This window comes from Thermoclostridium caenicola (assembly GCF_900142095.1).
Lineage (GTDB): Bacteria > Bacillota > Clostridia > DSM-8532 > DSM-8532 > Thermoclostridium_A > Thermoclostridium_A caenicola.
On the sequence record NZ_FQZP01000001.1, the window covers coordinates 41,280 to 59,031 of the forward strand.

General features: G+C 53.2%; 18 protein-coding genes. 6 read left to right on the top strand and 12 right to left on the bottom strand.

Features of this window, described 5'->3' with window-relative positions; genetic code table 11:
• Nucleotides 1–121 precede the first annotated feature (121 nt).
• The 3 genes from F3H12_RS00185 (at nt 122) to F3H12_RS00195 (ending at nt 2,981) form a co-directional block, all read left to right on the top strand.
• Complete coding sequence (locus F3H12_RS00185) at nt 122–313, top strand: hypothetical protein (protein WP_149677329.1); 192 nt, start codon at nt 122–124, stop codon at nt 311–313.
• Nucleotides 314–449: 136 nt separating this feature from the next.
• Entirely contained in the window at nt 450–1,991 is a 1,542-nt protein-coding gene (locus F3H12_RS00190; protein ID WP_188118284.1) for a glycoside hydrolase family 5 protein, read from the top strand.
• 57 nt (nt 1,992–2,048) lie between these two features.
• The gene (locus F3H12_RS00195; RefSeq protein ID WP_207706772.1) at nt 2,049–2,981 is read left to right on the top strand and encodes a ketopantoate reductase family protein; all 933 of its coding nucleotides are present in this window, start codon (nt 2,049–2,051) and stop codon (nt 2,979–2,981) included.
• Here F3H12_RS00195 and F3H12_RS00200 read toward each other — a convergent pair.
• Entirely contained in the window at nt 2,968–5,319 is a 2,352-nt protein-coding gene (locus F3H12_RS00200; RefSeq protein ID WP_188118285.1) for a glycoside hydrolase family 31 protein, read from the bottom strand. The genes F3H12_RS00195 and F3H12_RS00200 overlap by 14 nt on opposite strands.
• A 283-nt stretch (nt 5,320–5,602) precedes the next feature.
• Nucleotides 5,603–6,388, bottom strand: coding sequence for an alpha/beta fold hydrolase (locus F3H12_RS00205; protein WP_149677332.1), 786 nt, complete (start codon nt 6,386–6,388; stop codon nt 5,603–5,605).
• A 172-nt stretch (nt 6,389–6,560) separates the two neighbouring features.
• Between F3H12_RS00205 and F3H12_RS13180 the strand changes: the two genes are divergently transcribed.
• Nucleotides 6,561–6,704 carry a hypothetical protein gene (locus tag F3H12_RS13180; RefSeq protein ID WP_188118286.1) on the top strand — a complete coding sequence of 48 codons (144 nt, stop codon included), beginning with the start codon at nt 6,561–6,563 and terminating at the stop codon, nt 6,702–6,704.
• Here F3H12_RS13180 and F3H12_RS00210 read toward each other — a convergent pair.
• A complete protein-coding gene (locus F3H12_RS00210) occupies nt 6,683–7,852 on the bottom strand; it encodes a glycosyltransferase (RefSeq protein WP_243133130.1) in 1,170 nt (389 codons plus the stop codon). The two genes, F3H12_RS13180 and F3H12_RS00210, sit on opposite strands and share 22 nt — an antisense overlap.
• 383 nt (nt 7,853–8,235) lie before the next feature.
• On the opposite strand from F3H12_RS00210, the gene F3H12_RS13415 reads away from it, so the two are divergent.
• Nucleotides 8,236–8,478, top strand: coding sequence for a P-loop NTPase family protein (locus F3H12_RS13415; RefSeq protein WP_243133131.1), 243 nt, complete (start codon nt 8,236–8,238; stop codon nt 8,476–8,478).
• Nucleotides 8,436–8,801 (top strand): P-loop NTPase family protein, encoded by a 366-nt coding sequence (locus tag F3H12_RS13420; RefSeq protein ID WP_243133132.1) that lies wholly within the window; start codon nt 8,436–8,438, stop codon nt 8,799–8,801. Before F3H12_RS13415 ends, F3H12_RS13420 begins: the two co-directional genes overlap by 43 nt.
• On the opposite strand, the gene F3H12_RS00220 is transcribed toward F3H12_RS13420, so the two are convergent.
• From F3H12_RS00220 to F3H12_RS00260, 9 genes are all read right to left on the bottom strand, one after another.
• Nucleotides 8,767–9,246, bottom strand: a complete 480-nt coding sequence (locus F3H12_RS00220) for a GNAT family N-acetyltransferase (protein ID WP_149677333.1) — start codon at nt 9,244–9,246, stop codon at nt 8,767–8,769. The two genes, F3H12_RS13420 and F3H12_RS00220, sit on opposite strands and share 35 nt — an antisense overlap.
• 194 nt (nt 9,247–9,440) lie before the next feature.
• Entirely contained in the window at nt 9,441–11,726 is a 2,286-nt protein-coding gene (locus F3H12_RS00225) for an ABC transporter permease (protein WP_149677334.1), read from the bottom strand.
• Entirely contained in the window at nt 11,726–12,433 is a 708-nt protein-coding gene (locus tag F3H12_RS00230) for an ABC transporter ATP-binding protein (RefSeq protein WP_422822189.1), read from the bottom strand. Before F3H12_RS00230 ends, F3H12_RS00225 begins: the two co-directional genes overlap by 1 nt.
• Before the next feature lie 15 nt (nt 12,434–12,448).
• A complete protein-coding gene (locus F3H12_RS00235) occupies nt 12,449–13,060 on the bottom strand; it encodes a TetR/AcrR family transcriptional regulator (protein ID WP_149677335.1) in 612 nt (203 codons plus the stop codon).
• A gap of 196 nt (nt 13,061–13,256) precedes the next feature.
• Nucleotides 13,257–13,922 (bottom strand): HAD family hydrolase, encoded by a 666-nt coding sequence (locus tag F3H12_RS00240; RefSeq protein ID WP_243133133.1) that lies wholly within the window; start codon nt 13,920–13,922, stop codon nt 13,257–13,259.
• Nucleotides 13,923–14,193: 271 nt separating this feature from the next.
• The gene (locus F3H12_RS00245; RefSeq protein ID WP_149677337.1) at nt 14,194–15,687 is read right to left on the bottom strand and encodes an IMP dehydrogenase; all 1,494 of its coding nucleotides are present in this window, start codon (nt 15,685–15,687) and stop codon (nt 14,194–14,196) included.
• Nucleotides 15,688–15,811: 124 nt separating this feature from the next.
• Nucleotides 15,812–16,435, bottom strand: coding sequence for a DUF2179 domain-containing protein (locus F3H12_RS00250; protein WP_149677338.1), 624 nt, complete (start codon nt 16,433–16,435; stop codon nt 15,812–15,814).
• Nucleotides 16,436–16,633: 198 nt separating this feature from the next.
• Nucleotides 16,634–17,155 carry an ECF transporter S component gene (locus F3H12_RS00255; RefSeq protein ID WP_149677407.1) on the bottom strand — a complete coding sequence of 174 codons (522 nt, stop codon included), beginning with the start codon at nt 17,153–17,155 and terminating at the stop codon, nt 16,634–16,636.
• 269 nt (nt 17,156–17,424) lie between these two features.
• On the bottom strand, nt 17,425–17,679 hold the full coding sequence (locus tag F3H12_RS00260) for a TM1266 family iron-only hydrogenase system putative regulator (RefSeq protein WP_479694059.1): 255 nt from the start codon (nt 17,677–17,679) through the stop codon (nt 17,425–17,427).
• Nucleotides 17,680–17,752 lie beyond the last annotated feature (73 nt).

Sequence of the window (17,752 nt, forward strand, 5' to 3'; positions counted from 1 at the left end):
TCGGGCACGTCCACTTTGGTGACGGCCGAAAGCCGCATGAAATCCCGCATACATGTTTTTGCAAGGTTTGAGCAACAATAAGGCCAAGCATTGTTCCCATCATGGAAAGGAGATGCATGCAATGGACAAATCCGGAATGAGAAGACCCGACCCATCCGATCCCGACGCCCATGGAACCGAAAATCATCAGCGTCAGCATTTTGAACGGAACGAGGTGCCCCCGGTACCGGAACTGCAGGGCCACGCCAAGCATACCAAGCAAAAGGCAAAACCCATCAGATATGACGGAAAGAAGCCCCATTCATCACCCTGAGCCCACTACCGCCGCCGGTATCGGACAGCCCGGCTAAACGCCAGCAGCCCATGGGGGGTATTATCCCCTGGATCTATGGTAAAATCAGGATTAATGCTATAATAGGAATCAGATGTCCATATATGGAGGGTATGCTATGAAACGATACGGCTACAGAAAGAAGCCAATGCTATGGGCACTGGTTCTGACCCTGATCATGCTTTCCGGATGCGGAGATACCCCACCGGAGATCGTCAGCGTAACACCGCCGTCCCAGCTGGATCCCGCATCCCAAAATCCACCAGAGGCCACACCTGAAGCAACTGCCGAGCCAGCTGAGCCCACGCCGGATTCCGGTCCCACGGTTGTGGAACGCAACGGACATTTGAGGGTGGAGGGAACCCAGCTGGTAAACGAGGCTGGCCAGCCGGTACAGCTCAAGGGAGTCAGTACCCACGAGGTTGCTTCCTTTGGCTATCTGGTTACATACAATGCCTTGAAGCAGATGCGGGATGACTGGAACCTGACGGTGTTCAGGATAGCCATGTATACCGAGGATGCCACCGGATACATCCGAAACCCCGCCGTGAAGGATATCGTGACGCGAATTATTGATGACTGTATAGACCTGGGCATCTATGTCATCGTCGACTGGCACATCCTTTATGACAACACGCCCCTGAAATACAAGGACCAGGCTGTAGCGTTCTTCTCAGAGATATCTGCCCGTTACGGGGATTATCCCAACATCATCTATGAGATCTGCAATGAACCCAATGGTGCCGCTACCACCTGGGAAGGCCATATCAAGCCCTATGCGGATGAAGTCATACCCGCTATCCGAAAGAACGATCCCGACAACATCATCATAGTAGGCACACCCACCTGGAGCCAGGATGTAGATATCGCGGCAGACGACCCGCTTCCCTATGACAATGTCATGTATGCCCTGCACTTCTACGCAGGATCCCATGGGCAGTTCCTCATGGATAAGATCGATTACGCCCTTTCGAAAGGTCTGCCCATTTTCGTCAGCGAATGGGGAAGCTGCCTGAACACCGGGGATGGCCCCACATTCCACGAGGAATCCATGGCATGGATCAAATTCCTGGATGAGCGGAATATCAGCTATGTGAACTGGTCATACAGTACCAAACAGGAAGGTGCCTCCATCCTGCGAAAACAGATCGATGTCAATGCCAAATGGACGGATATCGACCTGACCGAGGGCGGATTGTTCACCAAGTACGCCATTAAAGGCACCAAGGAAACTGTATTGTTTGCCGACGGCTTTGAAACCAAAACCTACGGCCATGGCAAATGGAAAAGGAGCAACGACAGCACCACCTATGAGACCGAGAATCCCTACAAGGGCAAAGTTGCCGCATCCATCGGAAAGGACGGTTTTCTTGAAAGGGCCGTTACCACCGTGCCTTATGAAAACCTCAAACTGCACCTGGCTTATACCTTTGTGAACGGAAACCCCGGTGATGTGGTGCGAATCGAATGGTTTGACGGTTCAAGTTATAATCTTGTCACCGAACTGCCGCTGGCTGATGAATGGCTCGAACTCGACGTACAGCTTCCTGACAGCGCTTCGGGCGTGCGGGATTTCTCAGTCCGGATCACAGCGGCGGTGGCCGGCGAAGAAACCCGGCTGCTGGTGGACGAGGTCTGGCTGGCCGCAGAGAAAAAGTAAACGGAAAACAACCGTGAAAGGCGTGGCCTTTCACAGACAGACAGGAGGTTATGAGCAATGCCGGAAAGGATGATAAAAAGGGCACATATTTCAGGGTTGGGGGCTATTGGGAGCGTTTTTGCCTCCTTCCTCTACGAACATGACAGGGAATCGGTTAAAGTGATTGTGGATGCCGAAAGGGCCCGCCGTTACCAGGCACAGGGCATCACCGTCAACGGCAAGCGATACGATTTCGATTATGTCATCTCCCAGCCGTCGGTGGAACCAGCCGATCTGATTCTGATCGCAGTAAAAGGTCATCACCTTGGTGAATCCATTGAAGCCATCAGGCCTTTTGTGGGGGAAAACACCATCCTGCTGTCGCTGCTCAACGGCATCACCAGCGAGGACATCCTGGCACGCGAATTCGGTGATGCGCACATCCTCCATGGTTTTGTGGTGGGCACCGATGCCACCCGGGAAGGGCTGAGTACCAGGTATTCCAATAAAGGCAAGATCGTTTTTGGCCATAAGAACAAGCCCGATTCGGAAGACGTCCAAGCCGTCAAAGCCTTCTTTGACTGGACTGGCGTTCCTTACGCCAATCCTTCCGATATTCTGAAGGAACAGTGGTGGAAATTCCTTCTGAACGTGGGCATCAACCAGACCTCAGCCGTTCTTCGGGCACCTTATTGGATCTTCCAGAACATCCAGGAAGCGCGGGATCTGATGATGAGCGCCGCCAGGGAAGTCCTTCCCATCGCTCAGAAGGAAGGCATCAACCTAAAGGAAGAGGACATCGCCAATTTCCTGCCTCTTGTGGATACCATGGCCCCCGACGGAAAAACCTCCATGCTCCAGGATGTGGAGGCCGGCAGAAAGACGGAAGTGGAACTGTTTGCCCAGACCGTCGTTGAGCTTGGGAGAAAGCATGGTATCCCCACACCGGTCAACGAGATGCTGTATCGGATGCTCCGCATCATTGAGCAGACCTACCCTAACCTATCCTGATCTCCGCATCGGAGCCGTCCAGTTCAAAATGCCAGGCCCGATTCTCATATACGCAGCCCTCTGACGGGAGATCTTCATCCAGCCCGTAGACGGCTGCGTAAGCTTTTTTCAGGCCTCCTCCATAGCCTGTCGCCAGGTTTTCCAGCCTGAACCGGAAAGACCTGGGCGAGGGCGATTGCTGCGTCAGGCGGCGGAGATTGAATGCGCCGTCGCGATAATCCTGGGTAAGACCGTCGTCCTCATAAAGATCGAAACTGCCCTCCGGGCCTGCGTAGAGCTCAAACCAAAGGGTGCTGAAATCCATGAAACGGGTGCTTTCGGCACTCCGCGCCATGGGAATGATGGCGCCTTCGCGGACATAGACCGGTATCCGGTCCAGGGGCGCATCCGCAATGATGTATGTTCCGCCTTCCAGGCGTTCCTTAGTGTGGAAATCATACCACCCTCCATGCGGCAGGTAAACCAGGCGCTTTCTGTCGCCGGGACGCACGACGGGCGCCACCAGGATGTCCTTGCCAAACATAAACTGATCGTTGATGCCATAGACATTCCTGTCATCCTGGAAATCCAGGATCAGCGGCCGCATAACGGGCAGCCCCGTCTCACAGGCCCGCCTGAACTCGCTGTACAGGTACGGCAATAGCGCATACCGCAGCTGAATGGCCCTTCGGGCTATGCTTTCCACTTCGGGACCAAAGGACCATGGCTCGTGATCCCGCGTACCCCTGTCGGAATGGGCCCTGAAGAAGGGGGTGAAGGCACCCAGCTGAACCCAGCGGGCATAGAGCTCCGGGCTGCTGTTGCTCTGGAATCCTCCCACGTCTCCTCCCACAAAGGGAATGCCGGATAAACCGATGTTCAGGTGCATGGGAATGGAAGCAGCCAAATGCTCCCACCAGCTGTAGTTATCCCCTGTCCAGACAGCTGCATAACGCTGAATACCCGCATAGGCCGATCGGGTGAGGATGAACGGACGCTCACCGGGTTTCAGCGCCCTGAACCCTTCGTGGGTAGCCCGACACATGAGAATCCCGTAAGCATTGTGGCATTTTGAGAAAGGCTGGGGTTTTCCGTCAAAGTCCATCATCAGGTCATTGGGCACCGTCGCCAGGGTTCGATCCGGGGTTCCGGGCTTAAAATCGCTGGGCTCGTTCATGTCGTTCCATATGCCGGAAACACCTGCATCAAAAAGCACGGTGTGCTTGAACCCCCACCATTTCCGCGTTTTCTCCCTGGAAAAGTCGGGGAACGCAGCCGTGCCGGGCCAGACCTCCCCATGATAAACCTCCCCCGTGGGGAACTTGCAGAAATGTCCTTCCCGCGTACCCTCCAGATATACAGAGTAGTCCGAATCCTTTCTGATGGCGGGATCCACAATGGTAACCACCCTGAAGCCCTGTTCTTCAAGCCGGGCTATCATTCCCTTCGGTTCCGGGAACCGGCTGGCATCCCAGGTAAAAATGCGGTATCCATCCATATAGTCGATATCCAGGTAGATCACGTCGCAGGGGATTTGCCTTGCCCTGAAGCTTTCGGCCAGCTCCAGAACCCGCTCCTGGGGGTAATAGCTGAAACGGCACTGCTGGAAACCGAGGCTCCAGATGGGTGGCATCTCCATGCGCCCTGTCAGCCGGGTGTACCGCATGACCACTTCGGCAATGGACGGGCCATCGATGAGATAGAGATCCAGGCAGGAATCATTCACGGTGACGGACAGCCTTTCCCTGTCCTCATAGCCCAGGTCAAACTCCGATCGGGCGATGGAATCCAAAAAAAGGCCGTATGCCCTTTCCCCGTCAAAAAAGATCAGGAAAGGGATGCTTTTATACAGGGGATCCTTGTCCGGCGTATGCAGGGGATCGTCGGTATTCCACATGATGTAGCGGCGGCCTCTCCTGTCAAGGAAACCCGTTTTCTCACCAAGGCCGAAAAACATCATGGATTCACCTATCCTGGCAGAAACGGACAGGGTTTTTCCTATCCTGCAAAAGGCCTGTTCCAGTTCCAAAAGGGTTCCGCTGCAGCGGCTGGAAACCGAAAGGCCGGGCTGATCCGCCCTGAGTTGGATTGCCAATGCGCCATTGCTGATGGTTACAAGATCCTGTTCGTCGGACAGCGCAAGCCGGTCGTCGGGTTCGGCAACCACGGCAAGGGATTCCGAATCAGGTATCTCCCCAGGCGCCAGGGTTATCCGCAGGATACCTTCCCCGAAGGATTCCATCCTGGCCTGTCCCCGTTCAAAGGCCACATAGAACTTGTTATGCTCAAGCCGGCAATCGGTGACCTTGCCGGCGGTTATTTTTCTTGTCGCTTCTTTTGAACCACAATTTCCAGTCATCATCATACACCTATTCTTTCCCCGTTGTTGTGCGGGACATTCCTTCCCGTTACAAGGTTCATACCCGTCTTGGCGGGAATTGAAACACGCGGGACAGGGGCGGCTGCTGTTTGAACGCACTGAGTTCAGCCGCCCCCATTCAAACAGCTACTGTTTTGCAGCCGTGCAGCACAGTGACCTACTTTACGGACGCCCAAAGATTGCCACGCTCCGCTGACGCTGCGCTCACAATGACACCTGTCCAGGAAGGCGTCCGTAAAGGCAAGGCCGCATTACGATAAGGCTACACCACCCTTTTCAGCTTCGCGTTCTTATGGAGCCGAATATTGTTGATGAAATTATAGACCATCTCGTTGAACAGATCTGGGTCCGCCAGAGGCAAACCATGGCCGGCACCGGCCACCAGGTAACCGGTACAGTTTCGGTTTGCCCGCACCATATCCCGAACCGAGGCTTTCACTTTGCCCCGTTCCTTCGTGCCCGCCAGGACGAGGGCCGGAACGTTTGAGTTGGCGAAGGTTTCCGGCAGGGCATAGCTCATATTGGCTTCCATCACGCTCAGGAAATTATCCCGGGTCAGTTTCAGGGAATCCCGGTAATATTGCTCCCAATACGCATCCGGTATGTATAGGCTTTTTGCCTGCCATTTGGAAAACCATTCGACCCGGACCAGGCCGAAACTCTTTTTCAGCAAGGAGATCAGGAAAGTTCTCCCGGTATTCACCGGACGCACCATGGCGCTGAGGATCACAGCAGCCTCCACCTTCTCAGGCCATCTGCTCAGGATCTCCACCACAAGCTGGCCTCCCAATGAGAAACCCACCAGGATAACCTTTTCGGTTCCCACCACATCCCTGACGGCCGTCAGCACTTTTGAAGCAGCATCGTTCATGGAAATGAACGGAATATCCGCGCTTCTTCCATGGCCCGGAAGATCCGGGATAATCACATGATAATCCCTGAAAAACTCGGCCTGCCTGTCCCACATCCAGCCGGCGACACCGCCGCCGTGCAGAAAAACCATGGATGGGCCACGGTACTCTCCTGTTCGCCTGATATAAAGGTCCATGTCCGCTCCTTTCGAACATTGAAAATTGCCGCAGAAAGGGTATCACATGCAAGGCAATACCAGTTTCTTCAACTTTTAATATAACAGATGCCTGACGGAAGAAAAGCGGAAAATTGTCGAAGGCGGAACACACGGTGGAAAAAGTGTCCCGGACGGGAAAAGGAAAAGCACCATGATGGACATATTGGCCGCATTGAACCATGAAGGGAAACCGTTGGTCACCGTTGCCCACGAGCCCCTGATTGCCCGAAGATACAGGCACATCGTGTACTTAAGAAACAGCGGAATAACCGCTCAGGCGCGGATACGCTTGTAAGCGTTCACGATTTCCCTGTACCTGCCGTACACCTCATCCACGATGCTCTCCCAGTTCCTGTACAAGGTGTCATGGGCATTTTCTCCAATCTTCTCAAGATCGGCATACTGTACCGCGTCAAAGATTCTGTTGGCTATGGCTTCCGGACTGTTCTCACTCAAAAGTCCGTTGACCCCGTCGACTACACCTTCCGCCGTATTGGAACCTTTTACAAGGAGGGCGGGGCATTTCTGGGATGCCGCTTCCTGCAGCACGATGGATGCATTGTCGTAAAGCGACGGGAACAGCAACAGATCAGCCCTGCAGAACAGGGATTTCAGGTAGCTCCGGTCATAAACCGCCCCCAGAAAGATCACTCGGTCGGTGAGGTTCAGATCCGCCACCAGTTTCTTCAGATCTTCCCCCGCGTAACCCATTCCGGCAATCAGCATTTTATAGTCCATTCCCATATCACGGAGATGGGCAAGGGCCTGGATCAAAACTTTCAGGTTTTTCTGCCAGACCAGCTGGCCCACATACAGGAAGACGCGTTCATCGGGTTTCAGGTACAGCCTTTCATCAACAACCCGGCCTTCGGCCTTTCGGTCCTCGGCCGTTTCGAATTCGGTTCCGTTATTGACTACCTCTATTCGGCCTTTGTAGCCATACTCCCGCAAGGTTCCGGCGGTTGCGTTATTGACTGTCCAGACAAAATCGGCCGAGTTATAGAAATCGACTATCATGGATACGCCGATCCTTGCGGCGCCTTCAAATCTCAGGGATTCGCGCAGATCATCATAGTATTTGGAATGGAAGGAGGCCACAATGGGGATGCCGCGCTTGTGGGCAATATGCATGGCAATCCTGCCGGCACTGAACGGAGAATGGGCATGGACAATGTCAAAAGGAATATTCCGGATGCGGCGCATGAACTGGATATCCAGCACAGGCAGACCCGTCCGGTACGGCGGCCTTGTGGGCACACCGATGGAATGATACCGCAATACTTCAAAATCTTCTTTATCCTCATAATTGGGAAAGTGGGGCGTAACCACGTAACTGATGCCGTACTTCCTGTTCAACCAGTATGCATAGTTTCTGACCACATTGGTCACCCCATCCATGATAGGGGTGAACGCCTCATTAAACTGCCCGGTAACAAGACCCATGCAGATACCTCCAAAACTCGGCATTCATGCTCAATTTGTTAATCTTTATTCAAATAAGCCAGGCCTATGCATCCAACCCAATCACAGGTCAGCGTTTTTGGCAAAAAATATTATATACCCCGTCCCGGCTTCCCTTCAAGATTTTATGCCAGTTTTAATGGTATTCTAATCCTTGTCTCCATCAGCAGGCATCATCCTGCCACCCCCTGTCCCGGGAATGTAAGTCCGCAAAATTCCCGGGAAATAGTATATGAACAGCATTTTTTCAATTATCACTGTTCTGCAATACCGTCAAAACAAGATGGAAATTAACGTCGCTTTTCTGTAAAATGGTAATGCGGACAAGCCATCCGCATGCTACTTCGGATTGGGAGCGTGGAAATATGATAAACCGCATCCACATACTGGGTGCGTCCGGCTCGGGAACCACCACCTTGGGCAAAGCCCTGGAAGAAAGGCTGGGATATCGCCATTTCGATACCGACGATTACTTCTGGCTGCCCACGGAGGATCCTTTCACCGTACACAGGCCGGTGAAAGAAAGGCTGGAGCTGTTGACAAAGGATCTGGCAAGACATGAAAAATGGGTGCTGACAGGTTCTTTATGCGGCTGGGCGATGGCTTGATTCCGCTCTTTGATCTTGTGGTCTTTCTGTGGATCCCAGAGGATATCAGGCTGACACGCCTGAAGGAAAGGGAGCTCCAAAGCTACGGCAGTGCGGTTGAGCCGGGCGGCAGCAGATATGAAAACTCTCAGGCCTTCCTGAGGTGGGCGGCCCAATATGACACCGGGGGCATGGAAATCAGGAGCAGGCTTCTCCATGAAAAATGGCTGGCCAGTCTGACCTGTCCCGTTCTGCGCATCGAAGGAGACACGACTGTAGAAGAGCGGATAAAGGCTGTGGAATCGATGATCACAGGCAAAGCTCAAACTCAATCTCGTGCCTGATAGGAATATCATCCAGGCCCTTCAGCGGAATCTGCGGCTTGATTTTTCTGGACTCTTCGATAGCATTTCTATGAAGGGCTGCCATGTCAAATCCCCTTCTTTGGTAAAAACGGATGGCGTGGATGTTGTCATTGGTGGTGATGAGCCATACCCTTCTGCATCCCGCGGTTCTGGCTTTCTGCACAACGCTGTCCACAAGGGCGCTGCCAATGCCGAAGTTTTCAAGCATGCTGTCCAACGTGACGATTTCACACTGGTCATTTTCGATATGGTATGTAATCATGCCCTTGATCTGTCCGTCCACCCATGCGAGAAAGCCGGGCAGGTTCGCGGCATGGTACACCTTTCCTCTTGATACGATTATCTCCGAGCCCCAAAGCTCTGACAACAGGCCTGCAACCGTGCTCCTGTCCTTCTGCGTTACAGCCCTTATCTGAATCTCCATACTGCACCTCGTCAATGTCTTTCAGAATGAATACAACCAAAGGTCATCATGCGGCTCATGCCGCGCAAGGGTTTCGAACATGCATCCACATTATACCATAACAGAAACATGCAAGTCTGCATATGGCATCCTTCTGCTGTTCGTCCAATGCTGCGCGGCATGAACATCAGCCGATAAGGGCAGGACATCTTGTTTTATTCAACAGCCTTCAGTGAGCTCACCATGTCGATGGTGCCGACCTTCCTGGACAGCAGCAGGCCGACCGCCAGGGACGTTGCAAGCGTTCCGATGATGCACAGGACGAGGGTGGCCGGGCTGACCCTGGCCGGCATGTCGATGGCTTCCGAAAGGGTGGAAACCATGTAGGCGATAAGGGCATAGCCGCACGGTATACCGATGATAATGCCTACAATGGTCAGCAGTAGATTCTGCTTGTTGAGCAGACCCCGAATCTGCCCCGGGAAAAAGCCCAGTACCTTCAGGGTGGCCAGTTCCCGGACGCGTTCGGCAAAAGACAGGGAACCGAGGTTATAAAGCACCACTGCACCCAGGACCACGGCGGCGAGGATGAGAATTCCCACCAGTGTCCGCATGCTTTCAAGCATCTTCTCAAGGCCTGCCCGCATTTCATCCTTGCTCTTCACATCCTTGACGCCGGGCAGCCCGACGGCATCCGAACCGTTGCCGGCAACCAGCAGTGCCGTGGGTACCATGGTGTCGTATGCGGCCTCATAGGCCCTTTCAGACATGGTAATTCCCTGGCCGGTTGGGCTCCTGTAGAGGGCCTCAACCCTGGTTATATGCCATTGGGTATCCCCGGGGTTGCGCCATTCAAACGTTTCTCCCACTTCCAGGCCCAGCAGGGTCGCCATCTTGCAGGTCATGGCAGCCCCGCTGTCGGGAAGCGTCATGGGGTTTCTTTCCGGATCCTGGAACCGGATCTGTTCTCCCGGCTCAATCACGGTCAAAAATCCGGTTTCTTCCCTGCCATCCTTCCTGAGCTCAATGGCAAGTTCCTGGATCAGCTGTCCGCCGTACTTTTGCTTCAAAGCGTCTATCTCTTCCTGATGAATCTCCTCCTTCAGGTTAATCCTGTAGTCGTAGGCATGCAAATCCCGGTACATCCAGTCCCCCAGGCCGCCGATGGTATCCAGCACGCCGAATGCGCACAGGAGGAGGGTCATGGACCCGGCCACGCCGGCGATCGCCATGGCGGAACGGACTTTACTGCGCAAGATATCACGGATGTTCCATTGGGCGGAAAAGCCCAGCTTATGCCACAAAGCGCTCTTTTCCCAGCGGGTATGGCGCCCGGCTCTCGGAGGTTTTGGCCTCATGCAGGCGGCTGGGACATCCTTGAGTTCCCTCCGGCAGGCAAAATAGCTGGATGCGCCGCAGCAGAGAACCGCGATGATCACCACCGCGCAGGATTCGGGTGTGAGGACCGCATACCAGTCTGGCAGGTAATAGAGTGTTTTCTGCATTTCAAACAGGATGGGGGGCACCAGCAGCGGCCCGATGGCAAGCCCCAGAAGGCCTCCGGCAAGCCCAATCCATATGCCATAGGAAATATAGTGGAACAGGATTTTATGCCTGCTGTACCCCATCGCCTTCAGCGTGCCTATCTGTATCCTCTGGTTGCCCGTCATGCGCACCATGGTGGTGAGCATGGCCAGCGCCGCAATCAGGAAGAACACCACGGGAAACACGTTTCCTATGGCCTTGTTCTGCTGGATTTCCATTTCAATCATGGAAGTGCTCAGATGGGTTTCATGGGTCTGAAGCAGGCTGTACTTCCCTTTAAAGCGCTTTTCCAGTTCGGACTGGACCACCTTTGCGTCAGCGGAGTCCTCTAGCCTGATCATCAGCTGGTTATAGGGTAGTGGAAGGATCTCCGGCAGAACTTTCTTGGGCACAAAGGCGAATCCGAAGTTCTCAGGCTGGGGAAACAGTTGGGTTTCATCCCTGGCACAATACACATACTCCGGGTGCATGATAAGGCCTATAACTTCCTTTTCGAACACCATTCCGCCGGCTTCGGCCCGGATGGTATCTCCCACGCGGATGTCGTGGGCTTCGGCAAAATAACTGTCCAGCCATATCCCGTCCCTGGCAGGGTCAAAGGCTTCCCCCTCGACGAGATGAGGCCTGGAGAGCTCATTATCCTCAATGATATGTATCCTTAATGCAGGTTTTTTCCCGGTCTGCACCACCGCATCAGCGATAAGGCGGCGGGAAACAGCCTCAACCTCCGATATTTGGGCCGCTTCCTCCAGGTCTTCCTCCGTAAAGTTCCGGCCGAGAAGCCAGAAGTCAGGCAGGCGGCTTTCTTCATAAAAACGGTCCCGTTCGTGTTTCATCCCCTGCCATTCGGCGTTGATCCCGGCAAATACGGTAACGCCCAGCATGGACATCAGAAAAATGGCTATGAACTGGGAAAGGTTCTGCCGCATATCCCTGAACATCTTTTTCAGGAGCATCACCAATTAACCTCCTCAACACTGACAGGAGACGGGTTTCTGACCTCTTCAACAATCTTTCCGCTCCGCAGCCGGATGAGCCTGTCTGCTGCGGGAGCAAGCGCCGAGTTATGGGTAACGATGATCACAGTATGCCCCTTCTCCCGGCTCATCCTCTGCAGCAGGGACAGGATGAGCACACCCGTCTCGCTGTCGAGGGCGCCCGTAGGCTCGTCGCACAAAAGCAGGGTCGGGTTTTTGCAAATGGCACGGGCAATGGAAACCCTCTGCTGTTCCCCGCCGGAAAGCTGTGCGGGGAACTTGTTCAGATGGGTCTCCATGCTGACCGATGCCAGGATCTCCCTGGCGTCCAGCGCGTTCCTGACCAGCTCTTTGGTAAGGGCTACATTCTCATAGACCGTGAGCGTGGGGATCAGGTTGTAGAACTGGAAGACAAACCCGATATGATCGCGGCGGTAGGCAGTCAGCTGCTTTTCATCGTAGGTCGCGATGTCGCAGCCGTTGACATAGATGGATCCGGAGGTCACCCGATCCATGCCGCCCAGGAGATTGAGCACCGTGCTCTTCCCGGCCCCGCTTGGGCCAAGGATAACCGTAAACTCTCCCTTATGTATCTCGAAACTGATGTTGTCCGCGGCACGTATCTTGTTTTCCCCATAGGCATACTCTTTCGTCACATTCTCAAAACGAATGAGCGGTTCCATCATGCAATTACCTTTCTGTTATATATTTTTCAGAACTTCAGGACTTACACCCAGCAGTCCTGAAAGCATATCCAACAGGGTATCGGTCGTGAGATTTTTCTTGTCGTGGACCAGATCGTCCTCACCGTGAACAAGCCCGAAAACACCGAAAACAAGGAAAGAAGCCGTTAATTTCGGATCCTTTACACGGGCAAGCCCCCGCTCTCTGAGGGTTGCCAGAAGCTCTGCAATGGGCCCGATCACCTCACCCGCTATCTGGAACGCCAGGCGGTAATGGATTGCCCGGAACTCCTCCTGGTGGATTTCGTCCATCAGGATACTCTCCGATACAGGAAGGACGTGGTGCATGGTATCCACGACCTTCTCGATGCGGCTTCTGAAGGTCAGGGAGTCGTCCCTGATAATGGCGATAATCCTTTCTGAAAATTGTCGGGCCAGCCTTTCCATAACCGCCCGGAAGACTTCTTCCTTGGATTTGAAATAGTAGTAGAAAAGGCCCTGCGCCACATTGATCCGCCTGACGATATCGCTGACCGAGGTTTTTTCGTAACCCCTGGTCAGGAAGAGTTCCATGGCGGCATCCAGGATTTCTTCTTTCCGTTCCTCGGGATTTTTGGATATGCGCGTCACATCATCACTCCTTCTTATATTTCCATTATAATCTACTGACTGACATTCAGTCAATAATAAGTTTCAAAATTCCGCCTCCGTTTAAGGGAGGCGGAATACATCCGGGAAACTCCAGTTCTGGGTTTCGCCATGCAGAATTATACCATGTTCAGGAAAACCATGCAGCATCGTGCCGGCTTTCCCGCCGTAAGGACGGCTATCGCCCCAGTATCAGCCGGCCCACATCCTCCGCAGTCTCCACGATATAAGTGGCATTTTCCTTCCGAAGATCCTCCTGCGTACCATATCCGTACAGGACGCCGATGCAGTCGATCCCGACTTCCCTGGCGCCTATGACGTCGTATTTCGTGTCCCCAACCAACACGACGCCGTCCTTTCTACTGATATGGAGCTCATCCAGGCAATAGCGCAAAACTTCGCCCTTGGTGGATCTTGAGTCGTCGGGGTTGCTGCCCGCAATCACCACAAAGTAATGGGCCAGTTTGAAATGCTCCAGGATCTGCCTGGCATGGGCCATGATCTTGGAGGTCGCCACAGCCAGCGTTTTCCCGCTGGATTTCAGTTTCTCAAGCAGTTCAGGGATCCCCGGATATACCGAATTCTCGAACATGCCTTTGGCAACATAATATTCCCGATAAAGCCTGATGGCTTCAGCCACCTGTTCATCATTGAATCCGCACAGGGTCCTGAAGGAATATTTCAGCGGAGGTCCAACGAATTTTTCAAGGGCGGCCGCATCCTGCTCCTCAAAGCCCATGGATTTCAGGGCATAATTGAAGGAATTGACTATCCCCGGCTTTGAATCGGTCAGCGTTCCGTCCAGATCAAAGAGAATGATGTCGTAGTTTCTTGTGGTCTGCAATCTGTTCACTCCTTGAAGCAACGTCTTTTGATAAAATTCGGGGCATCCCCGGGTATTCATTATTAAGGCTGTGAGATTTTTATTATATCACATATTCAGATTTTTGCCCTGCTTCATTGGCTCAGAATCACAAATACGCATTGTATCAGGTACCATTATCCCGTGATATCCCTGCTGTCCTTGCTGGCAGGCGCAGGACTGGAGTTGCTCTCCAGGATTAAAACAACCCGGCCGCTGGGCGGGACCGGGTTGCTGCTTTCCAAACCATTTATCAGTATTCACTGTCTTTAAGAATGATGTCATGGGCACCGCCTTCAATCAGGCTGGTGGAGGACACCAGGACAAGCCTTGCGGTCTCCTGCAGATGCTTGATGCTCTTGGCTCCGCAGCTGGACATGGTGGACCGGATCTTGCTCAGGGTAACCTCCAGGTTGTCCTTCAGCTTACCGGCGTAAGGCACATAGCTATCCACGCCTTCTTCGAACTTCATGTGAACGCTGCCACCCTGATCGTAGCGCTGCCAGTTCCTTGCGCGGTTGGAGCCCTCGCCCCAGTATTCCTTCACATAGCTGTTGCCGCGCTTCACCTTCTTGTTCGGGCTTTCATCAAACCGGGCAAAATACCGTCCCATCATGACGAAATCCGCTCCCATGGCCAGGGCCAGTGTCACATGATAATCATGGACAATGCCGCCGTCGGAGCAGATGGGGATATAGATGCCGGTCTTTTCAAAATATTCATCCCTTGCCTGGGCCACCTCGATGACAGCGCTGGCCTGACCGCGTCCGATACCCTTCTGCTCGCGGGTGATGCAGATGGAGCCGCCGCCGATACCCACCTTCACAAAATCGGCGCCCGATTCCACCAGGTACATGAAGCCTTCGCGATCGACCACGTTACCGCCGCCGATTTTGGCATCCGGATAATTCTCCTTGATGTATTGGATGGTTTCCCTCTGGTATTCGGAGAATCCGTCGGAAGAATCCACGCAGAGGATGTCCACTTCAGCTTCCAGCAGGGCAGGCACTCTCTCCTTGTAGTCCCTGGTATTGATACCGGCCCCCACCATCAGCCGCTTTTTGTCATCCATCAGCTGCAGGGGATTCTGCTTGTGTTCTTCATAGTCCTTTCTGAAAACAAGGTACTGGAGCCTCTGATCCTTATCGATGATGGGAAGAGCGTTGAGTTTGTGCTCCCAGATGATGTCGTTGGCTTCGCTCAGCGTGATGCCGACGTAACCCACAATGAGATCCTTGAAGGGAGTCATGAACTCGGATACTTTCTTATCCAGCGGATCCCGACTCAGCCGGTAATCGCGCCCGGTAACAATTCCCAAAAGCTTGCCGTTGGCTGTTCCGTCGTCGGTGACCGCAATGGTGGAATGCCCCGTCTTTTCCTTGATGGCCAGCACATCCCTCAGGGTATGGTTCACTGAAACATTGGAGTCGCTGACGACAAATCCGGATTTATGCTTCTTGACCTTTCTGACCATTTCGGCCTGTTCTTCAATGGGCTGTGAGCAATATATAAAAGAAAGACCACCGCATTTGGCCAATGCAATGGCCAGTGTATCGTTTGAAACGGCCTGCATGATTGCGGATACTATCGGAATGTTCAATGTGATGGCCGGTTTTTCACCTTTGGCGAACTTGGTAATGGGTGTCCGCAAATCAATATTCTCCGGCGTACAGTCCTTCGTCGTAAGATTCGGCAACAGCAGATATTCGCTGAATGTCCGCGAAATATCCGGATAAATAATAGCCATGGCAATCTCCTCCCAACAGTATTTTCATGATCACACGCAATAAATTTTAAATATTGTATATAACTTTCCTGCAGATGTCAACTGTCAGGCAGCAGGATCCAAAGAACGGCGAAAATGCCGCCGTTTATTTTCTCTTTCTGAAGCCCCCCGTTATCTTGCGACGGATATCCACATTGCTGATAAAGGGCGTCCTGCGCGTTTTTTTCTCGGGAAAAATGCCGGCGTGGGCCGCCTTTGCCGACTCTATGGAATAGAAGACTTTGGAATCGGCCTGTTCAATGATGGATACGGCCTCATCCAGATCCTTGCGCCGTATCAGGGAAAACAGCAGCGTAACCTCCTTGGTCGCCCCCCTGCCTTCCACGGCGGTGACGCCAAATCCTGCTTCTATGAGTTTCTCCATCAGGGTTTCCTTTTCCGGGTTCTCCTTGATGACAAATATCCTGAGCACAAGATAACCAATGGCCAGCTTCTCTTCCGCCATGATGCCCAGGTAATTGCCCAGTGCAAAGCCCAGCGCGTACGCCACATAGCATAGCGGATTGTTCAGGTTCTGCATGATCTGGCTGATGGCCACAATCCAGATAAACACCTCAAAAAATCCCAGGATGGGCGCAGCAAGGCGGCTGCCCCTTGACACGAAGATGATGCGTATGGTTCCCAGGGTTACATCCACCATGCGCGCCAGAACGATCAGGATGGGCAGTATAACCCAGGAAAACAGGTCGCTAGACATCAAATCCGCCACAATGATCCTCCCCTGTCCACAAGTCTTGCCTGTGTCGGATGGTTATGTATATTATGTTTACCCACGCCGCAGGAACGATTCACAGCGGCTTATTGAGAAACTACGACAGACAGACAAAAACCATACCATAAAAAAAAGGAACAGGCAACAACCTTTTTGGAATGTCGCCCGTTTCCTCTTATTTTCCTGACGGCAGATTCACGCCTTGATCACCCTGCCAAGGGCTTTCAGGACCAGCAGGGCAAGGACGCCGCCTATGGCGGCCGTCACCAGCTGGGGCCAGCTGAAGGTGGCGATCATGGCGCCGGCTTTTTGGGCAGGCAGCCCCATCAGGCTGACAAAGATGTTGACGCCGGCAAAGAGAAAAGCGAATTTGAGAACGGCTCCGGCGCAGATGCCCAGTATCCGGTTCTTTTTAAGCAGGACGAACATCAGCACCAGGATGAAGTTGCCCCCAGCCACGACGGGTGCGAAGGGCAGCGGCATGGAAGCGCCTGTCAGAATAGCGCCAAAGGGTGCCAGAACGGCCACCGCCGTTCCTCCCCATATGCCTGTGGTTGCCGCAGCTATCAGAAGGCAGGCATTGACCAGGGAACCGGTGATGAACTGGTTGAACTGCCCCAGGGGAATCGCCCGCCCGATGGTCTGGAATACGATGGTCAGGGCCAGAAGAATCGCCGTTCTGGCAATAAAGTGAACTGAAAGCTTCTTGTTTTCCATCATGCTACCTCCAATTATCCTGTTTCGATATCCTGTTTCGTACATCAGCCTGATGCATGCCGTCACGCTTGCCCGGCAACCCGCATGCCAGGCCGGATAATAAAACAACTCTTCCCCATCGTCAGGAAGAGCCGTCATTTTCATACCTCATACCATCAACCCCCTCCGACTGAGAATGCTCCGATTCGTCAGGATTTTGAGAATTATATGGTGGGATCCCTGATACAGGAAGTCTTCCGGTATCTCAGATCGTTCCATGCCATATACAACTAGCTTACTACGGCCACTTTGGCCTTCACGCCTTTTATGTTTCCAAGCTTGCCGCTCAAGGCACCTATTTCGTCATTGGTGCCGTCCACGATGATGGAAATCACAGAAATCCCCCTCTCTTCATAGGGGATTCCCATGCGCCCGACAATGATATGCGCATAATCGCTCAATATGGCATTGACCTTTCCGGCCGATTCATCCCGGTTACTGACAACAATGCCTATTACGGCAACCCTGCTGTTGGTCTCCATCATTCATCCCGTCGCTTATCAGTTATTACGCATGGTACAACAATAATCCGGCAAGGATCAAAAAAGAACAGCCCTT

Bases quoted from the DNA above. Each gene is read 5' to 3' on its own strand.
- F3H12_RS00185 (WP_149677329.1), top strand. From the start codon at position 122: ATGGACAAATCCGGAATGAGAAGACCCGACCCATCCGATCCCGACGCC.
- F3H12_RS00190 (WP_188118284.1), top strand. From the start codon at position 450: ATGAAACGATACGGCTACAGAAAGAAGCCAATGCTATGGGCACTGGTT.
- F3H12_RS00195 (WP_207706772.1), top strand. From the start codon at position 2,049: ATGCCGGAAAGGATGATAAAAAGGGCACATATTTCAGGGTTGGGGGCT.
- F3H12_RS00200 (WP_188118285.1), bottom strand. From the start codon at position 5,319: ATGACTGGAAATTGTGGTTCAAAAGAAGCGACAAGAAAAATAACCGCC.
- F3H12_RS00205 (WP_149677332.1), bottom strand. From the start codon at position 6,388: ATGGACCTTTATATCAGGCGAACAGGAGAGTACCGTGGCCCATCCATG.
- F3H12_RS13180 (WP_188118286.1), top strand. From the start codon at position 6,561: ATGATGGACATATTGGCCGCATTGAACCATGAAGGGAAACCGTTGGTC.
- F3H12_RS00210 (WP_243133130.1), bottom strand. From the start codon at position 7,852: ATGGGTCTTGTTACCGGGCAGTTTAATGAGGCGTTCACCCCTATCATG.
- F3H12_RS13415 (WP_243133131.1), top strand. From the start codon at position 8,236: ATGATAAACCGCATCCACATACTGGGTGCGTCCGGCTCGGGAACCACC.
- F3H12_RS13420 (WP_243133132.1), top strand. From the start codon at position 8,436: ATGGGTGCTGACAGGTTCTTTATGCGGCTGGGCGATGGCTTGATTCCG.
- F3H12_RS00220 (WP_149677333.1), bottom strand. From the start codon at position 9,246: ATGGAGATTCAGATAAGGGCTGTAACGCAGAAGGACAGGAGCACGGTT.
- F3H12_RS00225 (WP_149677334.1), bottom strand. From the start codon at position 11,726: ATGCTCCTGAAAAAGATGTTCAGGGATATGCGGCAGAACCTTTCCCAG.
- F3H12_RS00230 (WP_422822189.1), bottom strand. From the start codon at position 12,433: ATGATGGAACCGCTCATTCGTTTTGAGAATGTGACGAAAGAGTATGCC.
- F3H12_RS00245 (WP_149677337.1), bottom strand. From the start codon at position 15,687: ATGGCTATTATTTATCCGGATATTTCGCGGACATTCAGCGAATATCTG.
- F3H12_RS00255 (WP_149677407.1), bottom strand. From the start codon at position 17,155: ATGGAAAACAAGAAGCTTTCAGTTCACTTTATTGCCAGAACGGCGATT.
- F3H12_RS00260 (WP_479694059.1), bottom strand. From the start codon at position 17,679: ATGATGGAGACCAACAGCAGGGTTGCCGTAATAGGCATTGTTGTCAGT.